Origin of the sequence: Mucilaginibacter sp. R-33 (assembly GCF_049949235.1) — a bacterium.
Taxonomy (GTDB): Bacteria; Bacteroidota; Bacteroidia; order Sphingobacteriales; family Sphingobacteriaceae; genus Mucilaginibacter.
The window spans coordinates 3,645,246-3,669,441 of record NZ_CP188089.1 but is presented as its reverse complement, the minus strand read 5'-3'; the positions used below and the strand labels follow the sequence as shown (position 1 = coordinate 3,669,441).

At 43.3% G+C, this 24,196-nt stretch carries 17 protein-coding genes and 1 riboswitch; of the genes, 11 read left to right on the top strand and 6 right to left on the bottom strand.

Annotated elements, in window-relative coordinates; translation table 11 throughout:
- Position 1: 1 nt before the first annotated feature.
- From ACP26M_RS15250 to ACP26M_RS15225, 6 genes are read right to left on the bottom strand one after another with little or no spacing between them, the layout of a single operon-like run.
- Positions 2-1,423 (bottom strand): sialate O-acetylesterase, encoded by a 1,422-nt coding sequence (locus ACP26M_RS15250; protein WP_426581130.1) that lies wholly within the window; start codon positions 1,421-1,423, stop codon positions 2-4.
- A gap of 9 nt (positions 1,424-1,432) precedes the next feature.
- On the bottom strand, positions 1,433-2,998 hold the full coding sequence (locus tag ACP26M_RS15245) for a sodium:solute symporter (RefSeq protein ID WP_426581128.1): 1,566 nt from the start codon (positions 2,996-2,998) through the stop codon (positions 1,433-1,435).
- On the bottom strand, positions 2,995-4,161 hold the full coding sequence (locus ACP26M_RS15240) for a four-carbon acid sugar kinase family protein (protein WP_426581126.1): 1,167 nt from the start codon (positions 4,159-4,161) through the stop codon (positions 2,995-2,997). Before ACP26M_RS15240 ends, ACP26M_RS15245 begins: the two co-directional genes overlap by 4 nt.
- 3 nt (positions 4,162-4,164) lie before the next feature.
- A complete protein-coding gene (gene pdxA, locus ACP26M_RS15235) occupies positions 4,165-5,205 on the bottom strand; it encodes a 4-hydroxythreonine-4-phosphate dehydrogenase PdxA (RefSeq protein WP_426581124.1) in 1,041 nt (346 codons plus the stop codon).
- Positions 5,202-6,134, bottom strand: coding sequence for a dihydrodipicolinate synthase family protein (locus ACP26M_RS15230; protein WP_426581122.1), 933 nt, complete (start codon positions 6,132-6,134; stop codon positions 5,202-5,204). Before ACP26M_RS15230 ends, pdxA begins: the two co-directional genes overlap by 4 nt.
- 7 nt (positions 6,135-6,141) lie before the next feature.
- A complete protein-coding gene (locus ACP26M_RS15225; RefSeq protein ID WP_426581120.1) occupies positions 6,142-7,308 on the bottom strand; it encodes an iron-containing alcohol dehydrogenase in 1,167 nt (388 codons plus the stop codon).
- A gap of 417 nt (positions 7,309-7,725) precedes the next feature.
- On the opposite strand from ACP26M_RS15225, the gene fbp reads away from it, so the two are divergent.
- The 11 genes from fbp to ACP26M_RS15170 all read left to right on the top strand — a co-directional run bounded on the left by fbp (position 7,726) and on the right by ACP26M_RS15170 (position 23,912).
- A complete protein-coding gene (fbp, locus tag ACP26M_RS15220; protein ID WP_426581118.1) occupies positions 7,726-8,769 on the top strand; it encodes a class 1 fructose-bisphosphatase in 1,044 nt (347 codons plus the stop codon).
- 126 nt (positions 8,770-8,895) lie between these two features.
- Entirely contained in the window at positions 8,896-11,373 is a 2,478-nt protein-coding gene (locus ACP26M_RS15215) for a TonB-dependent receptor (RefSeq protein ID WP_426581116.1), read from the top strand.
- Between the two features lie 285 nt (positions 11,374-11,658).
- Complete coding sequence (locus tag ACP26M_RS15210; protein ID WP_426581114.1) at positions 11,659-13,872, top strand: alpha-N-acetylglucosaminidase; 2,214 nt, start codon at positions 11,659-11,661, stop codon at positions 13,870-13,872.
- On the top strand, positions 13,872-15,044 hold the full coding sequence (locus tag ACP26M_RS15205) for an acyltransferase family protein (protein ID WP_426581112.1): 1,173 nt from the start codon (positions 13,872-13,874) through the stop codon (positions 15,042-15,044). Before ACP26M_RS15210 ends, ACP26M_RS15205 begins: the two co-directional genes overlap by 1 nt.
- Before the next feature lie 114 nt (positions 15,045-15,158).
- The gene (locus ACP26M_RS15200; protein WP_426581110.1) at positions 15,159-16,118 is read left to right on the top strand and encodes a family 43 glycosylhydrolase; all 960 of its coding nucleotides are present in this window, start codon (positions 15,159-15,161) and stop codon (positions 16,116-16,118) included.
- 14 nt (positions 16,119-16,132) lie between these two features.
- Positions 16,133-18,115 carry an alpha-L-arabinofuranosidase C-terminal domain-containing protein gene (locus ACP26M_RS15195; protein WP_426581108.1) on the top strand — a complete coding sequence of 661 codons (1,983 nt, stop codon included), beginning with the start codon at positions 16,133-16,135 and terminating at the stop codon, positions 18,113-18,115.
- 37 nt (positions 18,116-18,152) lie between these two features.
- A complete protein-coding gene (locus ACP26M_RS15190) occupies positions 18,153-20,294 on the top strand; it encodes a family 43 glycosylhydrolase (RefSeq protein WP_426581106.1) in 2,142 nt (713 codons plus the stop codon).
- Positions 20,295-20,521: 227 nt separating this feature from the next.
- Positions 20,522-21,337, top strand: a complete 816-nt coding sequence (locus tag ACP26M_RS15185; RefSeq protein ID WP_426581104.1) for a DUF6597 domain-containing transcriptional factor — start codon at positions 20,522-20,524, stop codon at positions 21,335-21,337.
- 71 nt (positions 21,338-21,408) lie between these two features.
- Positions 21,409-21,789: a YybH family protein gene (locus ACP26M_RS15180; RefSeq protein ID WP_426581102.1), complete on the top strand. Its 381-nt coding sequence runs from the start codon at positions 21,409-21,411 to the stop codon at positions 21,787-21,789.
- 201 nt (positions 21,790-21,990) lie between these two features.
- A complete protein-coding gene (locus ACP26M_RS15175) occupies positions 21,991-22,779 on the top strand; it encodes an isocitrate lyase/PEP mutase family protein (RefSeq protein WP_426581100.1) in 789 nt (262 codons plus the stop codon).
- Between the two features lie 328 nt (positions 22,780-23,107).
- A riboswitch (SAM riboswitch) is annotated at positions 23,108-23,221 on the top strand.
- 121 nt (positions 23,222-23,342) lie between these two features.
- The gene (locus tag ACP26M_RS15170) at positions 23,343-23,912 is read left to right on the top strand and encodes a TlpA disulfide reductase family protein (RefSeq protein ID WP_354486665.1); all 570 of its coding nucleotides are present in this window, start codon (positions 23,343-23,345) and stop codon (positions 23,910-23,912) included.
- Positions 23,913-24,196 lie beyond the last annotated feature (284 nt).

Sequence of the window (24,196 nt, the reverse complement as noted above, 5' to 3'; positions counted from 1 at the left end):
ATTACCAGTCGTCGGTTCTGAATGAGGAAACGGGGAGCCCGTTGGTGCCGAAGAGATCGCCCACCACAAAATCTTTAAAGGCGTAACGCACAGCTACAGGCTCTTTTACCAAAGCTGAAGATACAATAATTACACTACCCGATATCATGGCCTGGGCCGGGTAAAACATTTTGTCTTTGCCGGCAACTTCAAAGTTTTGGATAGGCTTGTTGAATGACGTGAGTCCGTTTTCGGCATGCTCAAATCTGATAGTAGCCCGGTTGCCATCAACTGTCATTTCTTTATAAAGTGGGCTCGCATAGTCAAAACCTTTAATGCCATAAGTTTGGGCTAAGGCAATATAAGCCAACCGTGTGCCGACAGGTTCTTTTCTCGGCGGGTGAATGGTAGCCTGTTCGCCAACATCAAGCAATACAGCCATGCCGCTGTTTGGGATAAATTTAAGTGATTTACGCTGAGCATCGCGCAAGTAGGCCGAATTGTATTTGCCGCCTGCATTGTACGGGGGGAGTTGGGTATAATCGTAAGGGGCTATCTGCGTATAGTAAAACGGAAAATCGCCTTGCTGCCAAAGCTGGCGCCAGCGTTTTACCATGGCCGGGAATAGTTTTTCATACTGATCCGGGCGGTCATAATTTGATTCGCCCTGGTACCAGATACAGCCTTTGATACCGTAGCCTATTACCGGGTTCAGCATACCATTGAACAGGGTAGTAGGCGTGCGCGATACTGCTTTGATCGAGTCTGTTTTAGCAGGGATCTTGATCTCCGGAAAATCTTTTAATCCTTCAGGATCCATCCATGCTTCGGCACTTGAACCACCGTAACAATCGCTGATCAGACCAACGGGTACATGAAGCATCTCATTCAATAATCTGCCGAAATAATAACCCGTTGCACTAAAATTGGCGACAAACTCAGGCGAAGCCACGTGCCATTCGGATGGTTTGCTATTTTCCTGAACTTCGGTTAGTGATGAGTGGGGTACCGTATAGATGTGGATATTATTATTAGATGATTTAAGTATAGCATCAACAGAACCGCTTATTGGTTGGCTTTTATACCCCTTCATCGGGATCTCCATATTTGATTGCCCGGTGCAAAGCCAAACTTCGCCAATAAGCACGTTGTTTAGTTTGATGGTATTACCATCGCTGATAGTAACGGTGTACGGGCCGCCGTAAACCGGGGTGCTTACTTTAACAAGCCATTTGCCATTGGCATTTACTTTAGCTTTGTAACTCTTTTTGTTCCATGAGGTGTTAACGGTAACGGTTGAGCCTGCCTTGTCCCAGCCCCAGATTGGCGCCTCGCTTTGTTGCTGCAACACCATGTTATCGGTAAAAATGGATGCCGGTTTTACCTGAGCCTGCAACGGTATAAACACGAACAAACCCAGGCCCAACGCCAGTAATTTTTTCATTGCTGTAAATTATTTAGTGAGCTTTCCGGCGCGCTTGGCCTCAAGCCATCCGCTGAAAAGGAGGTTTTTATTCAACTCAGGTTTAGGGAAAAACAAGCTGGCCGCATAGCCTACTATGATTACCACCAGGTGACTATACACCCCGAGCATGTATTTATGCTGATTGAAATTGTACCTGCCTAAATCAAGCAAGATGTGTTTGTCCGTACCCAAACCAATTTTAGTTGATGTTAAAAAAGCATAGCCCGTAAACAGGATGCAGGCAATAATGCCGATGTTCACCCCCTGGCGATTGGCGCGGCTGCTGAACAGCCCTAATAAAAAGATCCCCGCAATACCGCCCGAAAATATAGCGTACAACGTGAATACAATGCCTAATGCACCTTCATCGCCGGCAAGCAGGTAAAGGGTAGCTATGCCCATCGCGCCAAATCCGGCCAGTACTACTATCCATCGTCCTGCTTTTAGGTATTCTTTATCCGATTTATTGGGCCTGAATTTTTTGTAGTAGTCTTCTACGCCAATGGCCGAAAGGCAATTCAGATCGGCGCCGAGGCTGGAGATAGCCGCTGAAATTAACGCCGCCAATATCAATCCTACAACACCGGTAGGCAGTTTGCTCATGATAAAATAGGGGAAAACAGCATCTGCCTTAATACCCGCCGGTAATGGGTTTTGCTGATAATAGGCAAATAACGCGGTGCCGATGAACATGAATAATGCCCATAGCGGTACGGTGAGTGCTACACCTAATATCGATGCCCTGATAGCCGCCTTATCGGTTTTAGCCGTAAGGTAACGTTGCACCATGGTTTGATCGGTACCGTATTTCTGGATGGCGTAAAATACCCCATTTATAGCCATCACGATAAATGTCAGTTTCTTGAAATTCCAGGAGTAGGGGCCGAAGTTGTTTTTATGGTTTACGCTGGCGATATGCCAAAGCTCGGGAAAGCCACCTTTTATCGAACAGATGAGAATGATGAATGATGCAATGCCGCCGCCTATCAATAAAAAGCCCTGTACAACATCGGCCCAGATCACGGCCTCAATGCCGCCAATAAGCGTGATAACGATGATCACAAATCCTATCACCCAGATAATGGCGAAGGTGTTGGTATTGGTCATGTTGGAGAGGGCCAGGGCCAGCAGAAAAAATACAGTACCCATTTTTGAAAAGTGGGTAAGTACAAAACTGATAGAGCTATAAAAGCGGGCAAACAGTCCAAAGCGCTTTTCAAAGTATTCATAGGTACTTACACCTATTACCTCGCGGTAAAGGGGGACTATGAACCAAACCATCAGCAATAAAACTATTGGAACCATTAAGCCTTGAACAAGCAGGATCCAGTTAGATGAAAAACCTTCGCCAGGGTAGGCCAGGAAAGTTACACTGCTGATGAGCGTTGCCATTAACGACATGCCTATAGCCCATGCCGGAATTGAGCCGCGTGATACGAAATATTTTTTGGTAGAGTTTTGTCCTTTTGAAAATTTGAGACCGATGGTTAATGAAATGGCCAGTGCCAGGGCTATGATAATATAATCTGCCAGGTGCAGGGTTTCATGTTTCATATGCAGGTATAGTTATTGGTTCCCCAAACGGGGGCAGGCCAGGGGTAGCTGCCGGGTTTTAAAGTTAAACATAATTGGTTATTGCCTGCTATACGCATATGAATAACTCCGGGAGCTATTAGTTTTGAGGGATATAATTTTTTGATGTTTAAACGCTCGAGTATGGCCCAGGCTGTTGCGCCGCCTTCAATCAGCAATTCGTGCAGATCGGTGTGGTCAATAACCTGTTTTACAATAGCCGCCATTTTGTGGCTCAGTAACACGGGGTCAACTTTAATATCTTTAATGAAATCCGGATTTATAGCAATAATAGCATTGTTGTTTGCCACAATGCTTGATGCTACATGACTGGCAAAAAGAGCATGCACATTATCGCCGCTGGTTTCGGCGCAAATGGTTGCCGCAGGCACATAGTGTACTGGGATATTATTGTGTTTACCATCAAGAAGATTCAGCTTACCCTGGTAAAAGGTACTGCCAAATACAAACAATCGCCTGCCTGTGGTCTCCGGGTCAGGGGTTTCGATCTTTTGCGGAGTTGTTAGGTATTCAAGCAGCGTGGTAAACAGATTTGCCGAACCCGCCAAAAGGATATTGCCATCTGTTTGGCTGATCCAATATTTAAGATCATCTTCATCTTCGGCCGCTCCTATAATAATTCCTGTCGATGGTAGCCTGTCTTCTTTTTTTATCAATGAGATGCTTCCATCAGCCCTCAATAATTCAATAATATTTGAGCTTAAGGCGGGGAAGGTTGGGTCGTTGGCGAAATCACTCAGGTGAATAGGTTGGCCATTGTAGTGAAATGTATCGCCTATGACTTTTTTTGAATGGTGAGGATTGCCGGGCACAATCAGAGCTCTTTTTAAACGAGATGCCGTTAACTGGCTTTGCAATTCCTCAATAATGTTCCCCCGTAAAACGGAATCTATCTTCTTGAAAAGAAACCGGGGCTTTAACCGCTGTAATCGGATGGTAAGATCATGAACAATATTCTTCGCTTCATTTACAGCGAGTGAACGGGTGTCGGTAGCTATAACCAACAGGTCGGCATCGCAGTGTTCATCAACAGTGGTACTCACTTCGGTTCTTAACCCGTGATTGAGGCCTATTCCCGCCAGCTCGGCGGCCCCTGTTAAATCATCTGCAATTACAGCGATCATAGCTTATACTTTTATCCGGTTTTTGCTCAACTGTACCGCCGACTCAATTGCCAGTATCATGGCATCACTGCTTGCCACACCCTTACCTGCAATTTCAAAAGCTGTACCATGATCAACCGAGGTGCGGATAATAGGCAATCCCATAGTGATGTTAACACCTTTTACGCTGTCCATCTGCTGCTTTTCTGCATTCCATTTAAAGCCGGTAAGCTTAAAGGGAATGTGGCCCTGATCATGGTACATAGCCACTACGCCGCCATAGTACCCGGTCGAGGCTTTGGAAAATAAAGTATCGGCTGGTACAGGGCCTTCCACATCGTAACCTAACTTTAGTGCTTCCTGTACCGCGGGAAGGATCTCAAAATCATCTTCGGTGCCAAACAAACCCGAGTCACCTGCGTGAGGGTTAAGCCCGGCTACGCCAATTTTTAGATTTTTCTCGCCCAGGGAAATAAGGCCATCCTGCAATAATTCAATTACTTCAATGATGCGCTCTTTTTTAACAAGGTCACAAGCTTGCCTTAGCGATACATGGGTTGATACATGGATCACCTTCATGTTATGCTCAACCAACAGCATGGCATATTTTTTTGTGCCGGTATAATGTGCGTAGATTTCGGTGTGCCCGGCAAAGTGGTGCCCGGCTTCGTTAATGGATTTTTTATTGATAGGTCCGGTTACTGTTGCATCAACTTCGTTGTCGAGCGCCAGTTCAATTGCTTTTTTTACTGCTTCAAACGAGGAATTGCCTGCCATGGCCGAGATTTCGCCAAAACGCAGCTGTTCCATATCTACATTTTGCAGGTCAAAAACATCTGGCTTGCCAAACTCAAAGTTCGCGTTGCGGATATCTTTTATGGAGTTTATGCGCGCATCTAAGCCAAGGCGTTTTACGATATCAAAAAACACACCGGTATCACCTATAATTACCGGACGACAGATCTCGTACAATCTTTCTGTTAATAGTGCTTTAACAGCTATCTCGGGGCCAATACTGGCCGGATCGCCCATCGTTATGGCTATGATCGGTCTCTCGGCTATCATTGGTATATCGGTAAGCTAAGGTTTTCAACATTAAGCATGCGCTGTAATTTCTTTTGTAGATCAGCTGCTTCGGCTTCACTAACCTGCAATAAAGGAGGCATCATGTAAGTACGGCATAACCCGGCGCTTTGCATTAGTGATTTTAATGCTGCCAATGATTCGCCCAGCAGGCGTTTGCCTTGATAAATGTCCCCGATCAGATTGGAATGCCTTTGCAGTTGCAGCGCGGCAGCTTCGTCGTTATTGTCGGCAGCAACTATCATTTTGTAATAAATATCGGGGAACAGGTTTCCGGTACTTGGTACAAGTCCGTCACTTCCTGTAAATAGCGCATGAGCAGATTGCGCGCCCCAACCTAAAAAGTGGCTGAAATCTTGTCTGTGCGCCCATAACTTCAGTGAATCCTTTAAACGCTCGTGGTTTCGTTCCGAATCTTTGGTGCCAACAATATTTTCATGGTGACTAAGTTCGTCGAGAAGGTTTAGGTTTATCGATACGTTGGTTGTAGCCGGGATGTTGTAAACTATCAGCGGGATAGGTACTTCGTTTGCCAGCGTTTCAAAGTACGTTTTGATTTCGTATTCGGTTAAAGTGAAATATGCAGGTAAATGGGCTACCGCAACGTCAATACCTTCATCGGCGCAACGTTTGGCCAGGTCAATTGAATCGGCCAGGCAGTTTGATGAGATACCGGCATATAGCAGTCGGCCGGGCTGCCTTATTGAGGCAGCAAGTTTAATGAAATCAAGCTTAAGCTCGTATGATAGCGAAGCTGATTCACCTGTAGTACCCAATATGAACGGCACACCGCCGTAGTTGAAAATATTGTCGAATATTTTTTCAACCGCTTCGTGGTCAAGTTTGTAGTTGTGAGTAAGTGGCGTAATTGATGGCACTACCAGGCCATTATATTTCTTTTTTGATTTCATTAGTGTTTTAATAAGCGGCCTCGTAAATGCTAACAGCGTCATCTATGTTCATCGGTCGCGGGTTGTTTTTAAGCAAGCGCGTAATTTTCATGGCATCGGCGGCCATTTGGGGTATGGTGTTTTTATCTATGTCTATTTCTTTCAAGCTTGCGGGGATTCCGCAGTCCTTAATCAGTTGCCTGATCTTTTCAACACCGGCATGAGCCGTTTCAAAATCGTTGATGCTGCTGTTACAACCCAATGCACGGGCAACGGCAGCATATCGCTCAGGTGCTGCCGGAATGTTGTATTCCATTACAAAGGGGAGCAGTAAAGCGTTTGACAATCCATGGGCTATATGGTATAGGCTGCCCAATGGGTAGGAGAGTGCATGCACTCCAGCCGTATTTACCGGCCCTAAACAAAAGCCACCCATTAAACTGCCAATGGCTAATTGCGTACGGGCATCTTCATTGGCACCATCATTTACAGCTTTAACGAGATTGTCGGCTATAAGCCTGATCCCCTCAAGCGCGTACATATCAATGAATGGATGCGCGTATAGATTGGTATAAGCTTCAAGGCAATGGGTTAACGCGTCAAGTCCTGTGGCCGCGGTAACCTCTGTTGGGAGACTTATCATCAATGCCGGATCAATGATCACCACATCCGGAACCAGGTGAGGGCTTATAATGCCTTTCTTCTGGTTATCCGCATCATCTATCAATATAGCGTTGGGTGATGCTTCGCTGCCTGTACCCGCTGTTGTAGGTACACAAATGAGTTTTTTATTGCGATTTTTAAGCAGACAGATTCCTGTTATATCTGCCAATGTTTGATTATTGTCAATCTGTGCAGCTATGAGCTTAGCCACATCAAGCACACTGCCGCCGCCAATGCCTATGATCACATCTGCTTCAGTATGTTTTACAGATGCAAGCAGATCTTCAAAATCCCCGAACGAAGGCTCTTTTACTATCGATGTATCCACGTGAACAGCGATGCCCGCTTCTTTAAACTGAGCTAAAAGCGGTTCAAGTTTAGTTGATAGTGGCCTGATGGTAATGATCAAAGCTGATTTATAGCCACGACCGGTAACCTCGTCAGTTAGTTTTAAAAGCGAGTTTTTGCCAACAATTACCTGGCCCGGAAACCGGATAGTGATGTCGCGATAAGGATGTTCAGTTTGCGGCATATACTTATATATTATAATAGCTGGCCCTGGTTAATTGGTTTTGATATAAAACAAAGATGGATAATGCCGCCTCCCATTTTTATCCAACCGTTATCCAATTATTATACGATATTATCAAAAGGGGCGCGGGGTGCTAAGCAGTTATGATATTATCCGGCTATAATTAGCTTTTACAGGTAGTTATGGCAGTAAATAATCGTGAAAATACAAGGAGACGGGGCATGACAGTTCGGCAATTAAAGGTCGGTAACTTAGCAAAAAGTTGAATATGAGGATATAGGGCCAAGTTTATAAGGACTGTTTATCTTTTAATGCTTTTATTCGTCGGTGGTTAAACCATCGCGTCCTAATTATAAATCATCCGGCTAAACTCCGGTATTTTTAATATTTCTGTTAACCAATTAAATATGCACCCTTATGAAAACAGTAAAAACCTTAGGACAATTTATTATAGAGAAACAAGCGGATTTTCCATTCGCTAAAGGCGAACTGTCGAGGCTTTTGCGGGATATTGGCATTGCTGCTAAAATCGTAAACCGCGAAATCAGTAAAGCGGGGCTTATTGATATCATAGGCGAAACGGATTCTGTAAACTCACACGGGGAACGTCAAAAAAAGATGGATGTTTATGCCAATGAGCAATTCATTTCGGCATTGCGTAGTGGCGGCGAATGCTGTGTTGTAGCTTCTGAAGAAAATGACGAGCATATCCTGATAGAATCGGAGATCTCAAAACACGCAAAATATATCGTGGCTATTGATCCTCTGGATGGATCATCAAATATTGATGTGAATGTGAGCGTGGGCACTATATTTTCTATCTATCGCCGTAAATCAACCGAAGGTGCAGCTAAACTGGAAGATGTATTACAAAAGGGCACCGAGCAGGTAGCGGCCGGTTATGTAATTTACGGATCCTCAACCATGCTGGTTTATACTACGGGAAAAGGGGTCAACGGCTTTACCCTTGATCCTTCAATAGGCGAGTTTTGCCTGTCGCACGCTGATATTAAAATGCCTAAGGATGGCTATATTTATTCTATTAATGAGGGGTATTATACCCATTTCCCTTTAGGCGTAAAAAAATATATTAAATATTGCCAGGTTGAAGATATCGCTACCAACCGTCCGTACACTTCAAGGTACACAGGTTCAATGATTGCGGATATCCATCGCAACCTGATTAAAGGCGGAATCTTTTTATATCCAACTACCGCGCAATATCCAAATGGCAAATTAAGACTGGTTTATGAATGCAACCCGATGGCCTTTATTATTGAGCAGGCGGGTGGTTTAGCGTCTACAGGTTATGAGCGGATCCTTGATTTGGATGTTAATGAACTTCACCAGCGCTCGGCTATTTTTATCGGTTCAGAAAATATGGTTAAGCGGGCCGAAGATTTTATGCTGGCCTTTTCTTCGCAACAGTCAGCCATAACCCAACATAAACAGGTTATTTAGTTAGCAAAGAGCTTCTGTTTACAGTTTGGTTATTATCGGGCTGATAAATGAAGTTATTTTATGCGCTTTGATATAAAAATTAGGTAAGACTAATTTTTTTTATTTGTTTTGTATATTGTTTACAATATGCCAAAGCGAATGAAGGTGTTGTTTTTACTGTCTCTTTTGTTAATGCCGGTAGTGGTTTTTGCCCAGCATGGTTCCCTCAGGGGAAAGCTTACCGCGGGTAGTGAACCGCTTTCTTTTGCTACCGTTGCCCTTTTCGGAACTTCTATTGGAGGTACAACAAATGATAAGGGTTATTATCATTTGAAAAACGTTCCGGCAGGTACATACGCGGTTGTGTTTTCTAATGTCGGATATGTAACCGGGCGGTATAACGTAAGCATAAAACCGGATGAGGCTACCATACTGAATGGGAACCTTCAGGAAAGCAGTTCTAAATTGAATGAAGTAACTGTGACTGGAGTATCCCGGAAAACAGAATTAAGAAGTAATCCCATACCTATCGCGGTAATGACCCGGAAAGAGATGGATCAGAATGTAAATAACAACATTATTGATGCTATAGTAAAAGGGGTGCCGGGGGTTAACGCGGTTACTACCGGACCTAATATCTCCAAGCCATTTATCAGGGGATTGGGCTACAATCGAGTTTTAACTTTGTATGATGGTGTGCGACAGGAAGGACAGCAATGGGGCGATGAACACGGTATTGAGATAGACCAGTACGGTATTGGTCGCGCAGAAGTAGTGAAAGGACCGGCAAGTTTAACCTACGGCTCGGATGCACTGGCGGGAGTGATCAACATGATCCCTTATCTGCCGGTTGGCAAAAACAATGTTTTGAAGGGTGACTATACTGCCGATTACCATACTAACAATGGCATGATCGGTACCTCATTGGGTTTATCTTATAAGAAGGACGACCGGCGGTACGCCTTTCGGGCTACCGCAAAAGCCGCACATGATTATCATAACAGCGTTGATGGTTATGTATACAATACAGGTTTCCGCGAGTTTAATCTATCGGGCATGGCGAGGGTTGATAAAAACTGGGGGTACTCGCAAATTGCCGCTACTGTTTATGATAACCGGCAGGAAATCCCTGATGGTAGCAGGGATTCGATTACGAGGCAGTTTACCAAACAAATAGCCGAAAGTAGTACAGACAATATCAGGAACCGGCCAATTGTTAGTAACGATGAGTTAAGATCATACAGCATAACGCCACTACATCAGCGCATTCAGCATTATCGAATTTACTCGCATAATGAATTTAAGTTGGGCGAAGGAAGCAGTATCAATGCTTCGTTCGGGCTGCAGCAAAGCGTCCGCAGAGAATATAATCATCCCACACAGGTAGATCAGCCGGGATTGTACGTAGTGCTTAATACACTTAATTATGATCTGAAATACAATTTGCCAACTATTGCAGGTATTGAAAGCACCATTGGTGTAAACGGCATGTACCAAACTAATCGCAGTAAAACGGCAACTGACTTCCCGATTCCGGATTATAACCTGTTTGATGCGGGGGCTTTTTTCTTCGCCAAAAAAAAAATCGGAAAAGTTGATATTTCGGGCGGCTTGAGGTATGATAACAGGCACATCCGCTGGAATGATTTTTATGTGGGGCCAAACTCCAAAAACGGGTTTGAGCAGCATGTGAAATTGCCGGATACGGCAGGTGCGCATTTACAGTTTCCGGCTTTTAAGCATGTTTACCAAGGTGTTTCGGGGAGTTTGGGGATAACTTATAATATTAGCGAACGCTTACTGTTTAAGGCTAATATTGCCCGGGGGTATCGTGCGCCAAATATCACTGAAATAGGCTCGAACGGGCTCGACCCAGGTGCACATATCGTATATTTAGGCAACCGTAGCTTCAATCCCGAATTTAGTTTGCAGGAGGACTTGGGCTTCATCGCCTACCTGAAAGATGTTGACCTAATTGCCGAGCTGTTTAATAATCACATCAACAATTACATTTACCAGGCCAAGCTAACCGATGCCAATGGCAACCCTGTAGTGATTGTGCCGGGTAATAGTACCTACCAATACCAGCAAAGCAGCGCCAGGTTGTATGGGGCCGAGTTTACGCTGAATGTGCATCCGCAAAATGTAAAATGGTTGGCTTTCAACAATAGTTTGGCTTATGTAACGGGGATTAACGGCAATAAACAGCTTGTTGATGAATCCAATGGCGCGGCTAAATATCTGCCATTTATTCCGCCGCTGCATATCCGGTCGGAGTTTAAGGCCAGTTTGCAGAAAGCGTATGGTGCTTTTTCGAAGATTTACTTTAAGGCTGAAATGGATGCTTACACCACGCAGAACCGATTTTATGCTTTGGATAATACGGAGACGGCTACACCCGGCTACGCCTTGTTTAATATTGGAGCAGGCGTTACTATCAAAAATAAATCAGACAAACCTGTTTGCGAGCTCTTTTTACAGATAGATAATTTGTTTGATAAAGCCTATCAATCAAACCTTAACCGTTTAAAATATTTCGAATATTACCAGTCATCGCCAAACGGGCACCTGGGTATTTATAATATCGGGCGAAATATCAGTTTTAAAGCTGTTTTTCCTTTTTGATTTATTTTTAATGAAATATGGCTTTTTTTGTTTTTATTGCCTTGAGTTTCTGCACATCATGTAAGCGTGCGATAATAACTTTGAAATTCATTGATTAACGTCCCATCCCCTGATGTATACAAGCAAATTCGCCGTTCTGAATGCTCTTGTAAAATATAGAATGCGGTTGAACCTCAGGGTCCTCTGCGAGAGACCCTAAGGGGACGTGAAAGTGTGCGATAATGATTTCAAAATTTATCGGGCGATGTGCCTAAAACTCAATAATCATAAAAACATCTAAAGTAAATGGTTTATAAAACGAAGATTTTCATTTGTATGCTGCTGTGTGGCATATGCGGTGGGATGATCAGCGCTCAGGCACAATTGCAAGTGCCGGTTTCTTATGCTTTAATTAAACGGGTGGTGCCCGGTTATGCACAAAATTTTGTTGTTCAACCGCTTTCTGAAAATGAAGCCAAAGATGTTTTTGAAGTAGAAGGTGCTAAAGGCAAAATTGTACTCAGGGGCAATAATGGTATCGCAGTGGCGTCGGCCTTATACTATTATCTCACCGAATATGCACATTGCCAAATCACCTGGAACGGTACAAATCTGAAGCTTCCTGTAAAGTTGCCTATGCCGGCCAAAAGGATTCATAAAACCACGCCTTACCAATACCGGTACTACCTTAACTATTGCACCTATAGCTACAGTATGAGCTGGTGGGACTGGAAACGGTGGGAAAAGGAAATTGACTGGATGGCCTTGCACGGCATCAATATGCCGCTGGCCATAACCGGGCAGGAATACGTATGGGATAAAGTTTATAAAGGCATGGGCTTTAACAATAAAGATATGCAGGACTTTTTTACCGGCCCCGCATATTTTGGCTGGTTTTATATGGGCAATATAGATAAATGGGACGGCCCGCTGCCCGCAAGCTGGATAACCAGTCACCGGGATTTGCAGATCAAAATATTGCAGCGCGAACGCGAACTGGGGATAAAACCAGTACTTCCGGCATTTACAGGTCACGTGCCGGCATCGTTTAAAAAACATTTCCCGAATGCTAAGCTAAAGCAAACCAACTGGAACAACGGCTTTGCCGATACATATATCCTTGATTCGGAAGACCCGCTATTTGCGGAGATCGGTAAAAAATTTATACAGGAACAAACCAAGGTTTATGGCACAGATCATTTATACTCTGCCGATACTTTTAATGAGAATGAGCCTCCATCAAACGATCCTAAATTCCTTTCGGAACTAAGCGCGAGAGTTTATGACGGTATGAAAGGGGCCGATCCGAAAGCTGTTTGGGTAATGCAGGGCTGGTTATTTTTTAGCGACCGCAAATTCTGGCAAAACGAACAGATCAAAGCGCTACTGAATGCAGTGCCTGATGATCATATGATCGTGCTTGATCTCAATACCGATTATGAACCAATATGGAAGCGGACTGAAGCATTTTACGGTAAACCCTGGATCTGGAATATGCTGCATAACTATGGCGGTAACAATAGCTTGTTTGGCAGGATAGAGGCCGTCGCAACCCAACCCGCGCAGGCTCTCAACGACCCTAAATCAGGAAAAATGGTGGGCATAGGTTTAACTATGGAAGCCATTGAACAAACCCCTGTGCTTTATGAATTAATGACGCAAAATACCTGGCAAAACAAACCTATTGATCTTGATCAATGGCTGCCAGAGTATTTATTTAATCGTTATGGTGTAAAGAGCCAGGATGCGCTTGATGCCTGGCAAACACTGAGGACTACCGTTTTTAATGGCAAGGATATCCGTGACGGTGCCGAATCGATCATTACCGGCCGGCCAACGCTTGATTCGGCCGCAATATGGACCCGTACCCGCTTAAACTACAACCGGAAAGACCTGCTGCCGGCCTGGGATAAAATGGTAGCCGCCATACCTGCATGCAAACAAAGCAGCGGTTTTAACTACGACCTGGTTGATGTTACGCGGCAAGTATTGGCTAATTACGGCAGGCCGATGCAGCTAAAATGGATTAAGGCTTATCATGATAAAGATGAAAAAGCTTTTGATAAGTATGCTGCTGAATATCTTACCCTGATAACCGATATGGACAGGTTGCTTGCCACCCGCAAGGATTTTATGCTGGGCCCATGGATAGCCGATGCCCGCAACTGGGGAACTACCCCCACCGAAAAAGCGCTTTACGAAAAAAATGCCCGTAACCTGATAACACTGTGGGGCGATGCCGATAGTCCGCTGCATGAATACTCCTGCAGGCAATGGAGCGGTTTGCTTAATGATTTTTATAAGGCGCGCTGGCAAACGTTCTTTGAGTTACTGAAAGGATCACTTGAAACAGGTAAAGACCCCGATTTTAAACAATTTGACAAATCAATAAGCAACTGGGAGTGGCAGTGGGTTAATTCGTCCAAAACGTACCCAGTTGCTCCGGCCGGAAACAGCACCGTTGTTGCAAAGCAGCTTTATGAAAAATACAGAACAAACGTGGGTAACGATCTTAAATAATGGATACATCAACAGCTAAACCTGGAATTGCTGCAGCGAAGCCGGCAAGATTATTATCGTTAGATGCCCTCCGCGGGTTTGATATGTTTTGGATCATGAGCGGCGAGGGGGTAGTGCATGCCCTTGCTAAAGCCACCGGCTGGCCGCTTCTGGTATGGATGTCGGGGCAGTTGCATCATACCGAATGGAATGGGATCACCTTTTATGATATGATCTTTCCTTTGTTTTTGTTTATTGCCGGGGTTTCCATGCCTTATTCAATGAGCAATAAAGTTGCTAAGCATGGGGTGGCTTACCCTTATCTGTTACCATCCTCATCCAAAGGCGAAATCTATCGTTCCATGATCAGGCGCACTATTATCCTGTTGTTTTTAGGGGTGGTTGTTAACGGCTTGTTTAAGTTTAACGGGTTGGAGAATACACGCTTTGCAAGTGTGCTTGGGCGTATCGGCCTGGCCTGGTTTTTTGCGGGTGTAATTTATCTGAATTTTAGTACCCGGGGGCAAATTTTATGGTTTGGTGTTTTACTGTTGGGATATTGGGCAGCCATGGAATTAATCCCGGTGCCCGGTTACGGGGCAGGCGTTTTAACCATGAATGGTAGCCTGGAATCCTATATCGATCGTTTATTGCTCCCCGGTCGCCTGCATGATAAGGTGCATGACCCTGAGGGTATACTATCTACCATTCCGGCTATTGGTACCGCCATGCTGGGGATTTTTACAGGCCAGTTCCTGAAGCTTGAATCTGAAAAATGGCCAATGTGGAAAAAGGGCGTTTGTTTATTAGCAGTTGGTATTTTATTTATGGGGTTAGGGATGCTTTGGAATCTTGCTTTCCCCATCAATAAACGTTTATGGACAAGTTCGTTTGTAATGTTTGTTGGCGGATGGAGCCTGGTTTTCCTTTCGGTATTTTACCTGGTGATAGATGTTGCCGGGTACAAAAAATGGGCTTTCCCTTTTGTGCTTATCGGGGTAAATTCTATCCTGATCTACCTGGCATCCGAAGGGATGGTTGGTTTTCAGCATACTGCTAATTTTTTCTTCGGGGGAATGATCAGTCACCTTGCCCAAAACTGGCAACCGGTATGGGCGGCAATATCCATTGTAATTGTACAGCTTGCGGTATTGTACTTTTTATACCGGAATAAGATTTTCCTGAAAATATAAGCTAAGAGGCGCTCTGGTTTCCTGTAACAATCAGAAAAATAATTTAGATAAAATCTTATTAAATTCGTTAATTGTTAAAATAACACTTAATATTGAATTGTTTTTACCTTCATTATGACCAAGCGCCTGTTTTTCCTTTTTGTCTTTGTTTTGGCTGGCACCGCTTTGCGTGCGCAAAAACAAATGATACCAAATCCAATAACCGGAGGATATTTTGCCGATCCGACTATCGTAAAAGATAAGGGCCATTATTTTATTTATGCCACAATTGATCCCTGGGGTGATAAGGAACTGGCTGTATTGGAAACAACCGACTTTATCAAATTTACCCGGCACCATATCAACTGGCCTACCAAACAAGCCTGTACCAGTCCAACCTCGCTCAATGAAATGGTTTGGGCGCCATCTGTAGTGAAAGGAAAGGATAATAAGTTTTACATGTACGTAGCCGTAGGCGGCGAGGTTTGGGGAGGGGTTAGCAATACGCCGCTTGGCCCCTGGAAAAACTTAAAGGCCGACAATACGCCTATGGTAAAATCTACAGATTACCCGCAGGTGCATAATATCGACCCGGATTGCTTTATTGATACCGATGGCAGCATATATCTTTATTGGGGATCTGGGTATAAATGGATTAACGGGCATTGTATGGCTGTAAAGCTAAAAGATGATATGATTTCGTTTGATGGAGCGCCTAAAGACATCACTACCCCTCATTTTTTTGAAGGTGCTCATATGGTTAAACGCAATCAAACCTATTACCTCATGTTTTCAGAGGGTAAAGCCATTGATGCCACTTACCAGGTGGGTTACGCTAAAGGAAAAAGTCCGCTGGGCCCTTTTTATGAGGATGAGCACAGGGTTATATTGAACACCTCTGCCGATAGTACAGTGATTGGCCCCGGCCACCATACCACCTTTGTTGAAAAAGGACAGCGCTATATTTTATATCACCGCATTTTTCCGCAAAAGGAATCATTTGTGCTGCGGCAGCTGTGTCTTGACAGTTTAAATTTTGATGCGGATAGCAGCATCAAAAAGGTAAGCACCAAAGGAATACAAAAGTTCAATTAATCTTATAACCTGTTATGATGAAAAAAATAGCCTGCACAGTGCTGTTATTAACATTGGCATTTACTTGGTTTGGAGCCTCTGCACAGCAAAAAGGCGATGCCACAAAACCTAAAAAGATCAGTCCTGACCTTTTCGGGATCTTTTTTGAGGATTTAAGTTATGCCGCCGATGGAGGCCTTTATGCCGAACTTATCCAGAACCGCTCATTTGAATATAACCCGGCCGATAACCGCGACTGGAATTCGATGACCGCCTGGAAATACCAAACAGATGGGTTTGGTTATGGTACCATTTCTGTAGAAACGGCTGCCCCGGTACATCCCAATAACCCGCACTACATTTTACTTGATATTCAGGATGAAGGGCAAAAAGGAGTGGGGCTCGAAAATTCAGGGTTTGATGGAATCCCTGTAAAGGCCGGTAAAAACTATAATTTTTCAGTTTTTTTAAATGCAATTTCAGATCAATCTTTACCTGTAAAAGTAGCTCTTGTTGACCGCAAGGGTAAAGAATTGGGTTCTTCCTCATTTACAACATCTGATAAAGGCTGGAAAAAATACGCCGAACAGATTCATGTGAATTTTGATAACGATAGTGCTAAACTGGTATTGCTGATTAAAGCAAAAGGAAAAATCGGGATCGATATGGTGTCTCTGTTTCCGGAAGAAACTTTTAAAAATCATAAAAATGGATTGAGGGCTGATTTGGCGCAGGTTATTGCCGATATAAAACCAAAATTTATGCGTTTCCCGGGCGGTTGTCTTACTCATGGCGATGGCATAGCCAATATTTATCGCTGGAAAAATACCATAGGCCCGGTTGAACAAAGGGTGGAGCAACGTAATATCTGGAACTATCACCAAACAGTAGGTTTGGGTTATTTTGAATATTTTCAGTTTTGCGAGGATATCGGTGCAAAGCCTGTTCCTGTACTTGCAGCAGGAGTGAGTTGTCAAAACTCTGGCGGTACGTGGAGGATAGGTTCTACCGGGCAAAAAGGTATCCCGATGGAAGAAATGAAAGCCTATGTACAGGATGTACTCGATTTGGTAGAATATGCCAACGGGCCGGTTACATCTACCTGGGGCGCAAAACGTGCCGCGGCGGGTCATCCGGCACCTTTTAACCTGGAATACCTTGGTATAGGTAATGAAGATAAGATCACCGGCGTATTTGAAGAGCGTTTCAGGATGATCTATGATGCCGTGCACAAGGCCCATCCCGAAATTAAAATCATCGGTACGGTAGGCCCGAGCCCCAGCGGCGAGGACTTTGAGAAAGGCTGGAAACTGGCCGATCAGCTTTCGGTTGGTATTGTTGATGAACATTACTATGAAAAGCCGCAATGGTTTTTAAAAAATACCCAACGTTATGATGCATACAACAGGCTTAGGTCAAAAGTTTATATAGGCGAATATGCTTCGTGGGGTAATACCCTGTTTAATGCCTTATCAGAAGCGGTTTACATGACCAGTTTAGAACGCAACGGAGATGTGGTTAGGATGGCGTCATACGCACCGCTTATTGCCAGGATTGGCCATACTTCATGGAATCCAAATTTGATATATTTTAATGGCAATAAGGTTTTTCCAACGGTTAACTATTACATTCAGCAGCAGTTTGCTGCTAATTCGGGCAATGAGTATTTGCCGGGTGTAATAAAGCTTAAAGGTGAAAAAGCGGTTATTGACACTACCGCGGGTGTTTCAACCGTACGCGACTCAGCAACAGGAGATCTGATTCTGAAAATAGCCAATGCCGGTAATACTCCTGTTTCAGGAGAGGCGGACCTGTCAAAAATTGGTCAACTACCCAAATCGGCAACACTTACTGTTATTACAGGCAATCCGGAGGTAAAGAATTCTGCCGACAATCCGCAAGCTATCGTTCCACAATCATCAGTAATAAAATTGCAAAAGAAGTGGGCTTTCACTGTACCTGCCTATTCACTAACAGTTGTCAGAATTAGTAGCAAAGGTTCGGAAAAGCACAAATAATTATCCTGCATATTAGAAAAAAACAAACCAATTATACATGAAAAAAATAGTTTTACTGGGCATTTTGGTCAGCTTTTACACGGCAGTCATAGCGCAGCCGCAGCAAAAATTCAGCGCCTACCTGTTTACTTATTTTACAGGCGGTAAAGGCGGCGAAGAAATTCGTTTTGCCTTAAGCAATGACGGTTATCATTTCCGCGCGCTGAATAACAATCGCCCGGTTTTAAATTCGGCCGATATCAGTGCTACCGGCGGTGTTCGGGATCCGCATATTATGCGAGCTGCCGACGGTAAAACATTTTATATGGTTGCCACAGACATGAACACCGAAAAATATGGCTGGGGACCGGATTATTCTATGGTATTGCTCAAATCAACCGACCTGGTACACTGGAGTTCTAAGACTATTGACATCGCCAAAACCTTTGAAAAGTTTGCAGGCGTGAACAGGGTATGGGCACCGCAAACCATTTATGATCCGCAGGAAAAAAAATATATGATCTACTGGTCGATGCGTTTTGGCGAAGAGGCTGATAAGATCTATTATGCCTATGCTAATAAGGATTTTACAGGTCTTGAAACTGAACCTAAACAGCTTTTCTTTAAGCCCGATGGCGGCGCCTGTATCGACGGGGATATTGTTTATAAAAACAATAAATATTACCTGTTTTTCAAAACAGAAGGATCAGGAGCGGGGATCAAAATAGCCGTATCGGATAAGCTAACTTCTGGCTATGCATTGCGGGATAAATACGTACAGCAAACCAAAGATCCGGTAGAAGGGGCTGGTACCTTTAAATTAAATGATGGCAGTGGTTATATTTTGATGTATGATATGTATACCCAAGGTAAATACCAGTTTACCAGGACAACCGATCTTGAAAATTTCAAACTGATTGACGATGAGGTATCCATGAATTTCCATCCGCGCCACGGTACCGTGATGCCAATAACTTCAAAGGAAGCCGCTGCACTGACTGCTAAATGGGAAACGCCGGAAGATGTCATACTTTCACCGATAAACAAGCAGATTAAAACCATTAATATCGTTTTGGATACTGCGAACCATAAGGTTCACCTGCCTGTAAAACCGGGTACAAGTTTAAAATCATTTGATCCTCAGTTTACCTTATTTCCAGGTGTTACTATCAGCCCGGCAAAGGCGCAGGACTTTACCAAAGGGCCGGTTAAATATTCGGTAACCATAGCGGGTAAAAAAGCTCAGGTTTACGAGGTTACCGCTCAGGAAACCCATAACCCGGCTATAGCGGGATATTATGCCGATCCGGAGATCCTGTATGCTGAAAAAACAGGCAAATTTTATATCTATCCAACCAGTGATGGTTTCGATGGCTGGTCGGGTAAGTATTTCAAGGCTTTTTCTTCGGATGATATGGTTAACTGGAAAGATGAGGGTAAGATTCTTGATTTGCCGCAGGATGTAAGCTGGGCGAAGAAGAATGGCTGGGCACCCTGTATTATCGAAAAAAAGATTGGTGACGATTATAAATACTTTTACTATTTCGCTGCTGCACAAAAAATAGGAGTGGCAACAGCAAATGATCCGGCAGGACCATTTACCGATTCGGGTAAGCCTTTGATAGCACAATTGCCTGAAGGTGTTAAAGGCGGGCAACAGATTGATGCCGATGTTTTTGCAGACCCGCAAACAGGTAAAAACTATTTGTACTGGGGCAATGGTTATATGGCCGTGGCCGAGTTAAACGATGATATGATTTCATTAAAACCAGGTACTACCAAGATACTCACGCCTTACTCGCATTACAACGAAGGCACCTATGTGTTTTATCGCAATGGAATTTATTACTTCATGTGGTCTGAAAATGATACCCGGAGTCCTAATTATAGTGTGCATTACGGCACTGCAAAATCTCCGCTGGGGCCAATAGAGATTCCTCAGCAAAACACGGTTATTGCGAAAGATGCAGCAAAAGGTATTTACGGTACCGGCCATAACTCAGTGATCCAGATCCCTGGTACAGATGAATGGTATATTGTTTATCACAGGTTCAACTATCCCAAAGGGATTACCATGGGGGATGCCGCAGGCTACAACCGTGAGGTATGTATTGATAAAATGGAATTTGATAATAAAGGATTGATCAAACAGGTAACCCCTACACATGAAGGTATAAAATCGGTACATGTGAAAAAGTAAATGCGGGTTCTGAGACACTGTTTAAAAACGGTTCATCAAAACCAATGTATTCCCAACGTCATTGCGAGGCACGAAGCAATCCCCAATAGGTAGATCGACTAAGCAAATCTACCCTGTAAAGTCGGGGATTGCTTCGTGCCTCGCAATAGCGGTTTTAAACAGTTTATAAAAAAATTTCTTCCGTTTTTTACAATTTGAGGACTTGGTTGTACCCTATATTTGTAATAATGGTTTTCAAAGAGATGCTTCCGGAACCAAGGCTACAGCCTTACATCAAGTGCTTCTATCTGTATGAATCTGATTCGGACAGAAGCTATGATGATATCGTGTTTCCGAGCGGTACTATGGAAGTGATCTTTAACCTCGGCACCGGAAACTGGAAATCAAAAAAAAGCGATACATTTTTCACCACTCCTCCTGTTGAACTTTGGGGACAGATCACCAAGCCGTTAGCAATACAATCTGTAGGGCGAAATATTATGCTGGGTTTCCGTTTTTACCCGCATTCGGCTGTTTATTTCTTTGATGAAAACGTGTCAGAATTTAATAATGAAATTGTTGATGCCACGCACGTATTCGGCCCTAAATTAAGAACGCTTTATTTAAAATTATTGGAAACCGTCGACCTGAACGCGAAGGTGGCCATGATTGAAGATTATTTGTGGAGCCGTTTATCAACATCGGAGAAGAAACATTCGAAGATCAAATTTATCGGAGATATTGTCAGCAATCTTAAAAAGAACTACAGTGATGATAATATCCTGTCAATTTCCAGCCGTTACAACATTTCCTCGCGGCATTTGAATACACTTTTTTCGCAGTACACAGGTTTGCCGCCCAAATTATTTTATAAAATAAACCGCTTTCAGCATAGCCTTGGCCTGGTTAGCGCCAACGAAGAAAAGCTGACCAATGTGGCCTACAGCGCCGGTTATTTTGACCAGGCACACTTCATAAAGGAATTTAAACTTTTTACAGGTTTTACGCCTAATTCCTTTGCCGCTCAGGCATCGCCTATAAACCAGGCGTTAGCGGGCAGTTAATACTCTTCCGTTTTATACAATTTTGGGCTATTCGAGCCACATAGTTTTGCTGATATAAAAAAAACAACAAAATGAAATCAGCAAAAACACCACAGGAAGTGCACGCGGTACTCGCGGCAGCCTTTAACACCAAAGATGTAAATGTAGTTATGAATGTGTACGATGCCAACGGTATTATTTTTCCCGAGCCGGGAAAAGAAGTATCAGGCAAGGCTCAATTTGAAGAGGCCGTTAAAAGCATCTGTGCGGTTCCGGGAGTAATGGAAATCAAAACCGTTTACTGTCTGCAATCGGGTGATGTAGCGGTCGGCCGGTCGGAGTGGAGCGTTACCGACAATGGCAAAACACAGGTTGCCGCAAAGGGGATAGAGCTAATGAAACAGCAACCCGACGGCAGCTGGAAAATTGTCATCGATCACGCATTCGGAGCCGAAGCTAATCTCGTAGCCTGATTTAAATTCAGAAACAATAATGGCTGGTTTACCCGGCCATTATTGTTTCACCTTTCACCTTTCACCTTTCACCTTTCACCTTTCACCTTTCACCTTTCACCTTTCACCTTTCACCTTTCGCCTTTCACTAATCTCTTCCGTTTTATACAATTTTTGGAAAAGTGTTCAAGCTAATTTTGAGCATAAAATAAAAACAAGAACATGAAAAATAGATTTAATGAATTTTTAGCGCTGCATCATAAAACCGAACCTTTGCAGATTGGCAATGTATGGAACGCGCAAAGCGCGCAGGTTTATGATAAGTTAAATTTTGAGGCAATTGGTACGTCAAGTGCGGCTGTAGCAAGCTCATTAGGCTTTGCAGATGGCGAAGAAATGAGTTTTGATGATTACCTGTTTGTAGTCAAACGGATAGCGGCAACATCATCAGCCATGTTAACTGTGGACCTGGAGGGAGGTTATGGTGATACAGCGGAAGTAATCTGCAGTAACATCACAAAATTACGTGATATCGGCGTTGTGGGTATTAATATAGAGGATTCGATAGTGGTGGATGGCAAGCGAAGTATTGTTGATGCAAATGAGTTTGCCATGAAACTTAAACAGATCACCGAATTGTTGACTAAGGCAGATGTACAGGTATTTATAAATGTAAGGGCCGATTCCTTCCTGCTTGGTTTACCTAACGCGTTGGAAGATGCTTTAACCCGCACTAAGCTTTACCAGGATACAGGTGTGCATGGTTTGTTTTTTCCCTGTATCACCCAAACAACAGATATTGAACAAATAACAGCCTTATCGCGCCTTCCGGTTAGCGTAATGTGCATACCCGGACTTCCGGATTTTAAAGCGTTACAAAATGCCGGTGTTAAAAGGATCAGTGCAGGTCCGTTTTTAAACATGAACATTTACCAGTCGCTGGAAAATTTAATTGAAAAGATAGCAGCTGAAAATAGCTTTGCAGCCCTGTTTAATGGGGTTGCCAGTTAACAGGCGAATGAAAGTGTTAAATAAGTATCAACTATAAGTGCTAAATAATTAAAAACCTAATTGCCTTGTTTTACCTTATTATAAGGTAGTTTAATAATCTGCAAAATAAGTTTAGGTTAAAGTCCCGGCAGCGAACGTTAGGGACTTTTTGTTGTTATGGAATTTATCTTCAAAAAGTTTCAGCTAATCCAATCAGTAAACAAATTCTGTAAATAAGCCTGCAGAATTTTAAAGTATTAATTCATTTTATTGCAATAATTATATAAAGTCTATGGTTTTAGTAGAATTTATATATATTTGCATCGTCAAATCGGTTCTTTGAATATTTTAATTATCAAGAAAGACTGAGGGAAAGGCCCTGTGATGTCTTAGCAACCTGTAAGCCCACTGTTATAAAGGTGCTAATTCCTGTCTGCCCAAAATAGGGTAGAAAAGATAATGTAATACGCTATGGCCTTGTATAGTGCAAGGTGTTGTATACTTCTTTTCCCTCTTCATTTTTCTTGCTAATTAAAATATTGAAAATATCACCGGGATGATATTACGGTTTAACCTGTATAGCAATGAACATTAAACAATTACTTTTTACCTGTTTGCTTTTCATAACAACATTGCCGGCTGTTGCGCAGATCACCAAGGCAATTGATCCGACAGCTGACGACCGCGGTTATATCATAAAAACCGGTGATCTTGCTCCTGCCGATTTTGAGCTCGTATTGACCAATGGTACAAAAACTTCTTTAACGAAGTTGCATGGTAAGGTGGTTATCCTGCAGTTTACCGCAAGCTGGTGCAGCGTATGCAGAGAAGAAATGCCGCATTTGGAAAAAGAGATCTGGCAGGCTTATAAAGATAAAGGCCTTGTGTTAATAGGCGTTGACCGCGATGAACCGCTCAACAAAGTAAAAAGTTTTCACCAGGTCATGAATATAAGCTATCCGTTGGCACTCGATCCTGGTGCTGAGATTTTTGGCCGGTTTGCCAGCAAAAAGAGCGGTGTTACCCGCAATGTGGTTATCGATCGGGATGGGAAAATTGTTTACCTCACCCGCTTGTACGATAAACAGGAATTTGCGTCCATGTTAAAAGCTGTGGACGCTTTGGTAAACAACAAAACAGCGTCCATCAATTAAAAAGAATCTATCAGTACTTATTTAATACCCGTTTTATGAAAACAGAATCTACTTTTTTACACAAGAAAACTTTCGTTTCGGAAAGCCAGTCAATCTGCAAATCCTTCTGTCTCAATATGCAAAGCATGCATTGTTGCTGTTAATCATTTACAGCATGCATGGTGTTTAAATGCGGGCTTGCTGCAGTTTGTCTTAGCTTAATAATTACCATCCCCTAATCAATTCTTTACAGTTACGATAGGCTTATGAGCCGGGCAAATTATGCCCGCTAAGGCGATAGCCAT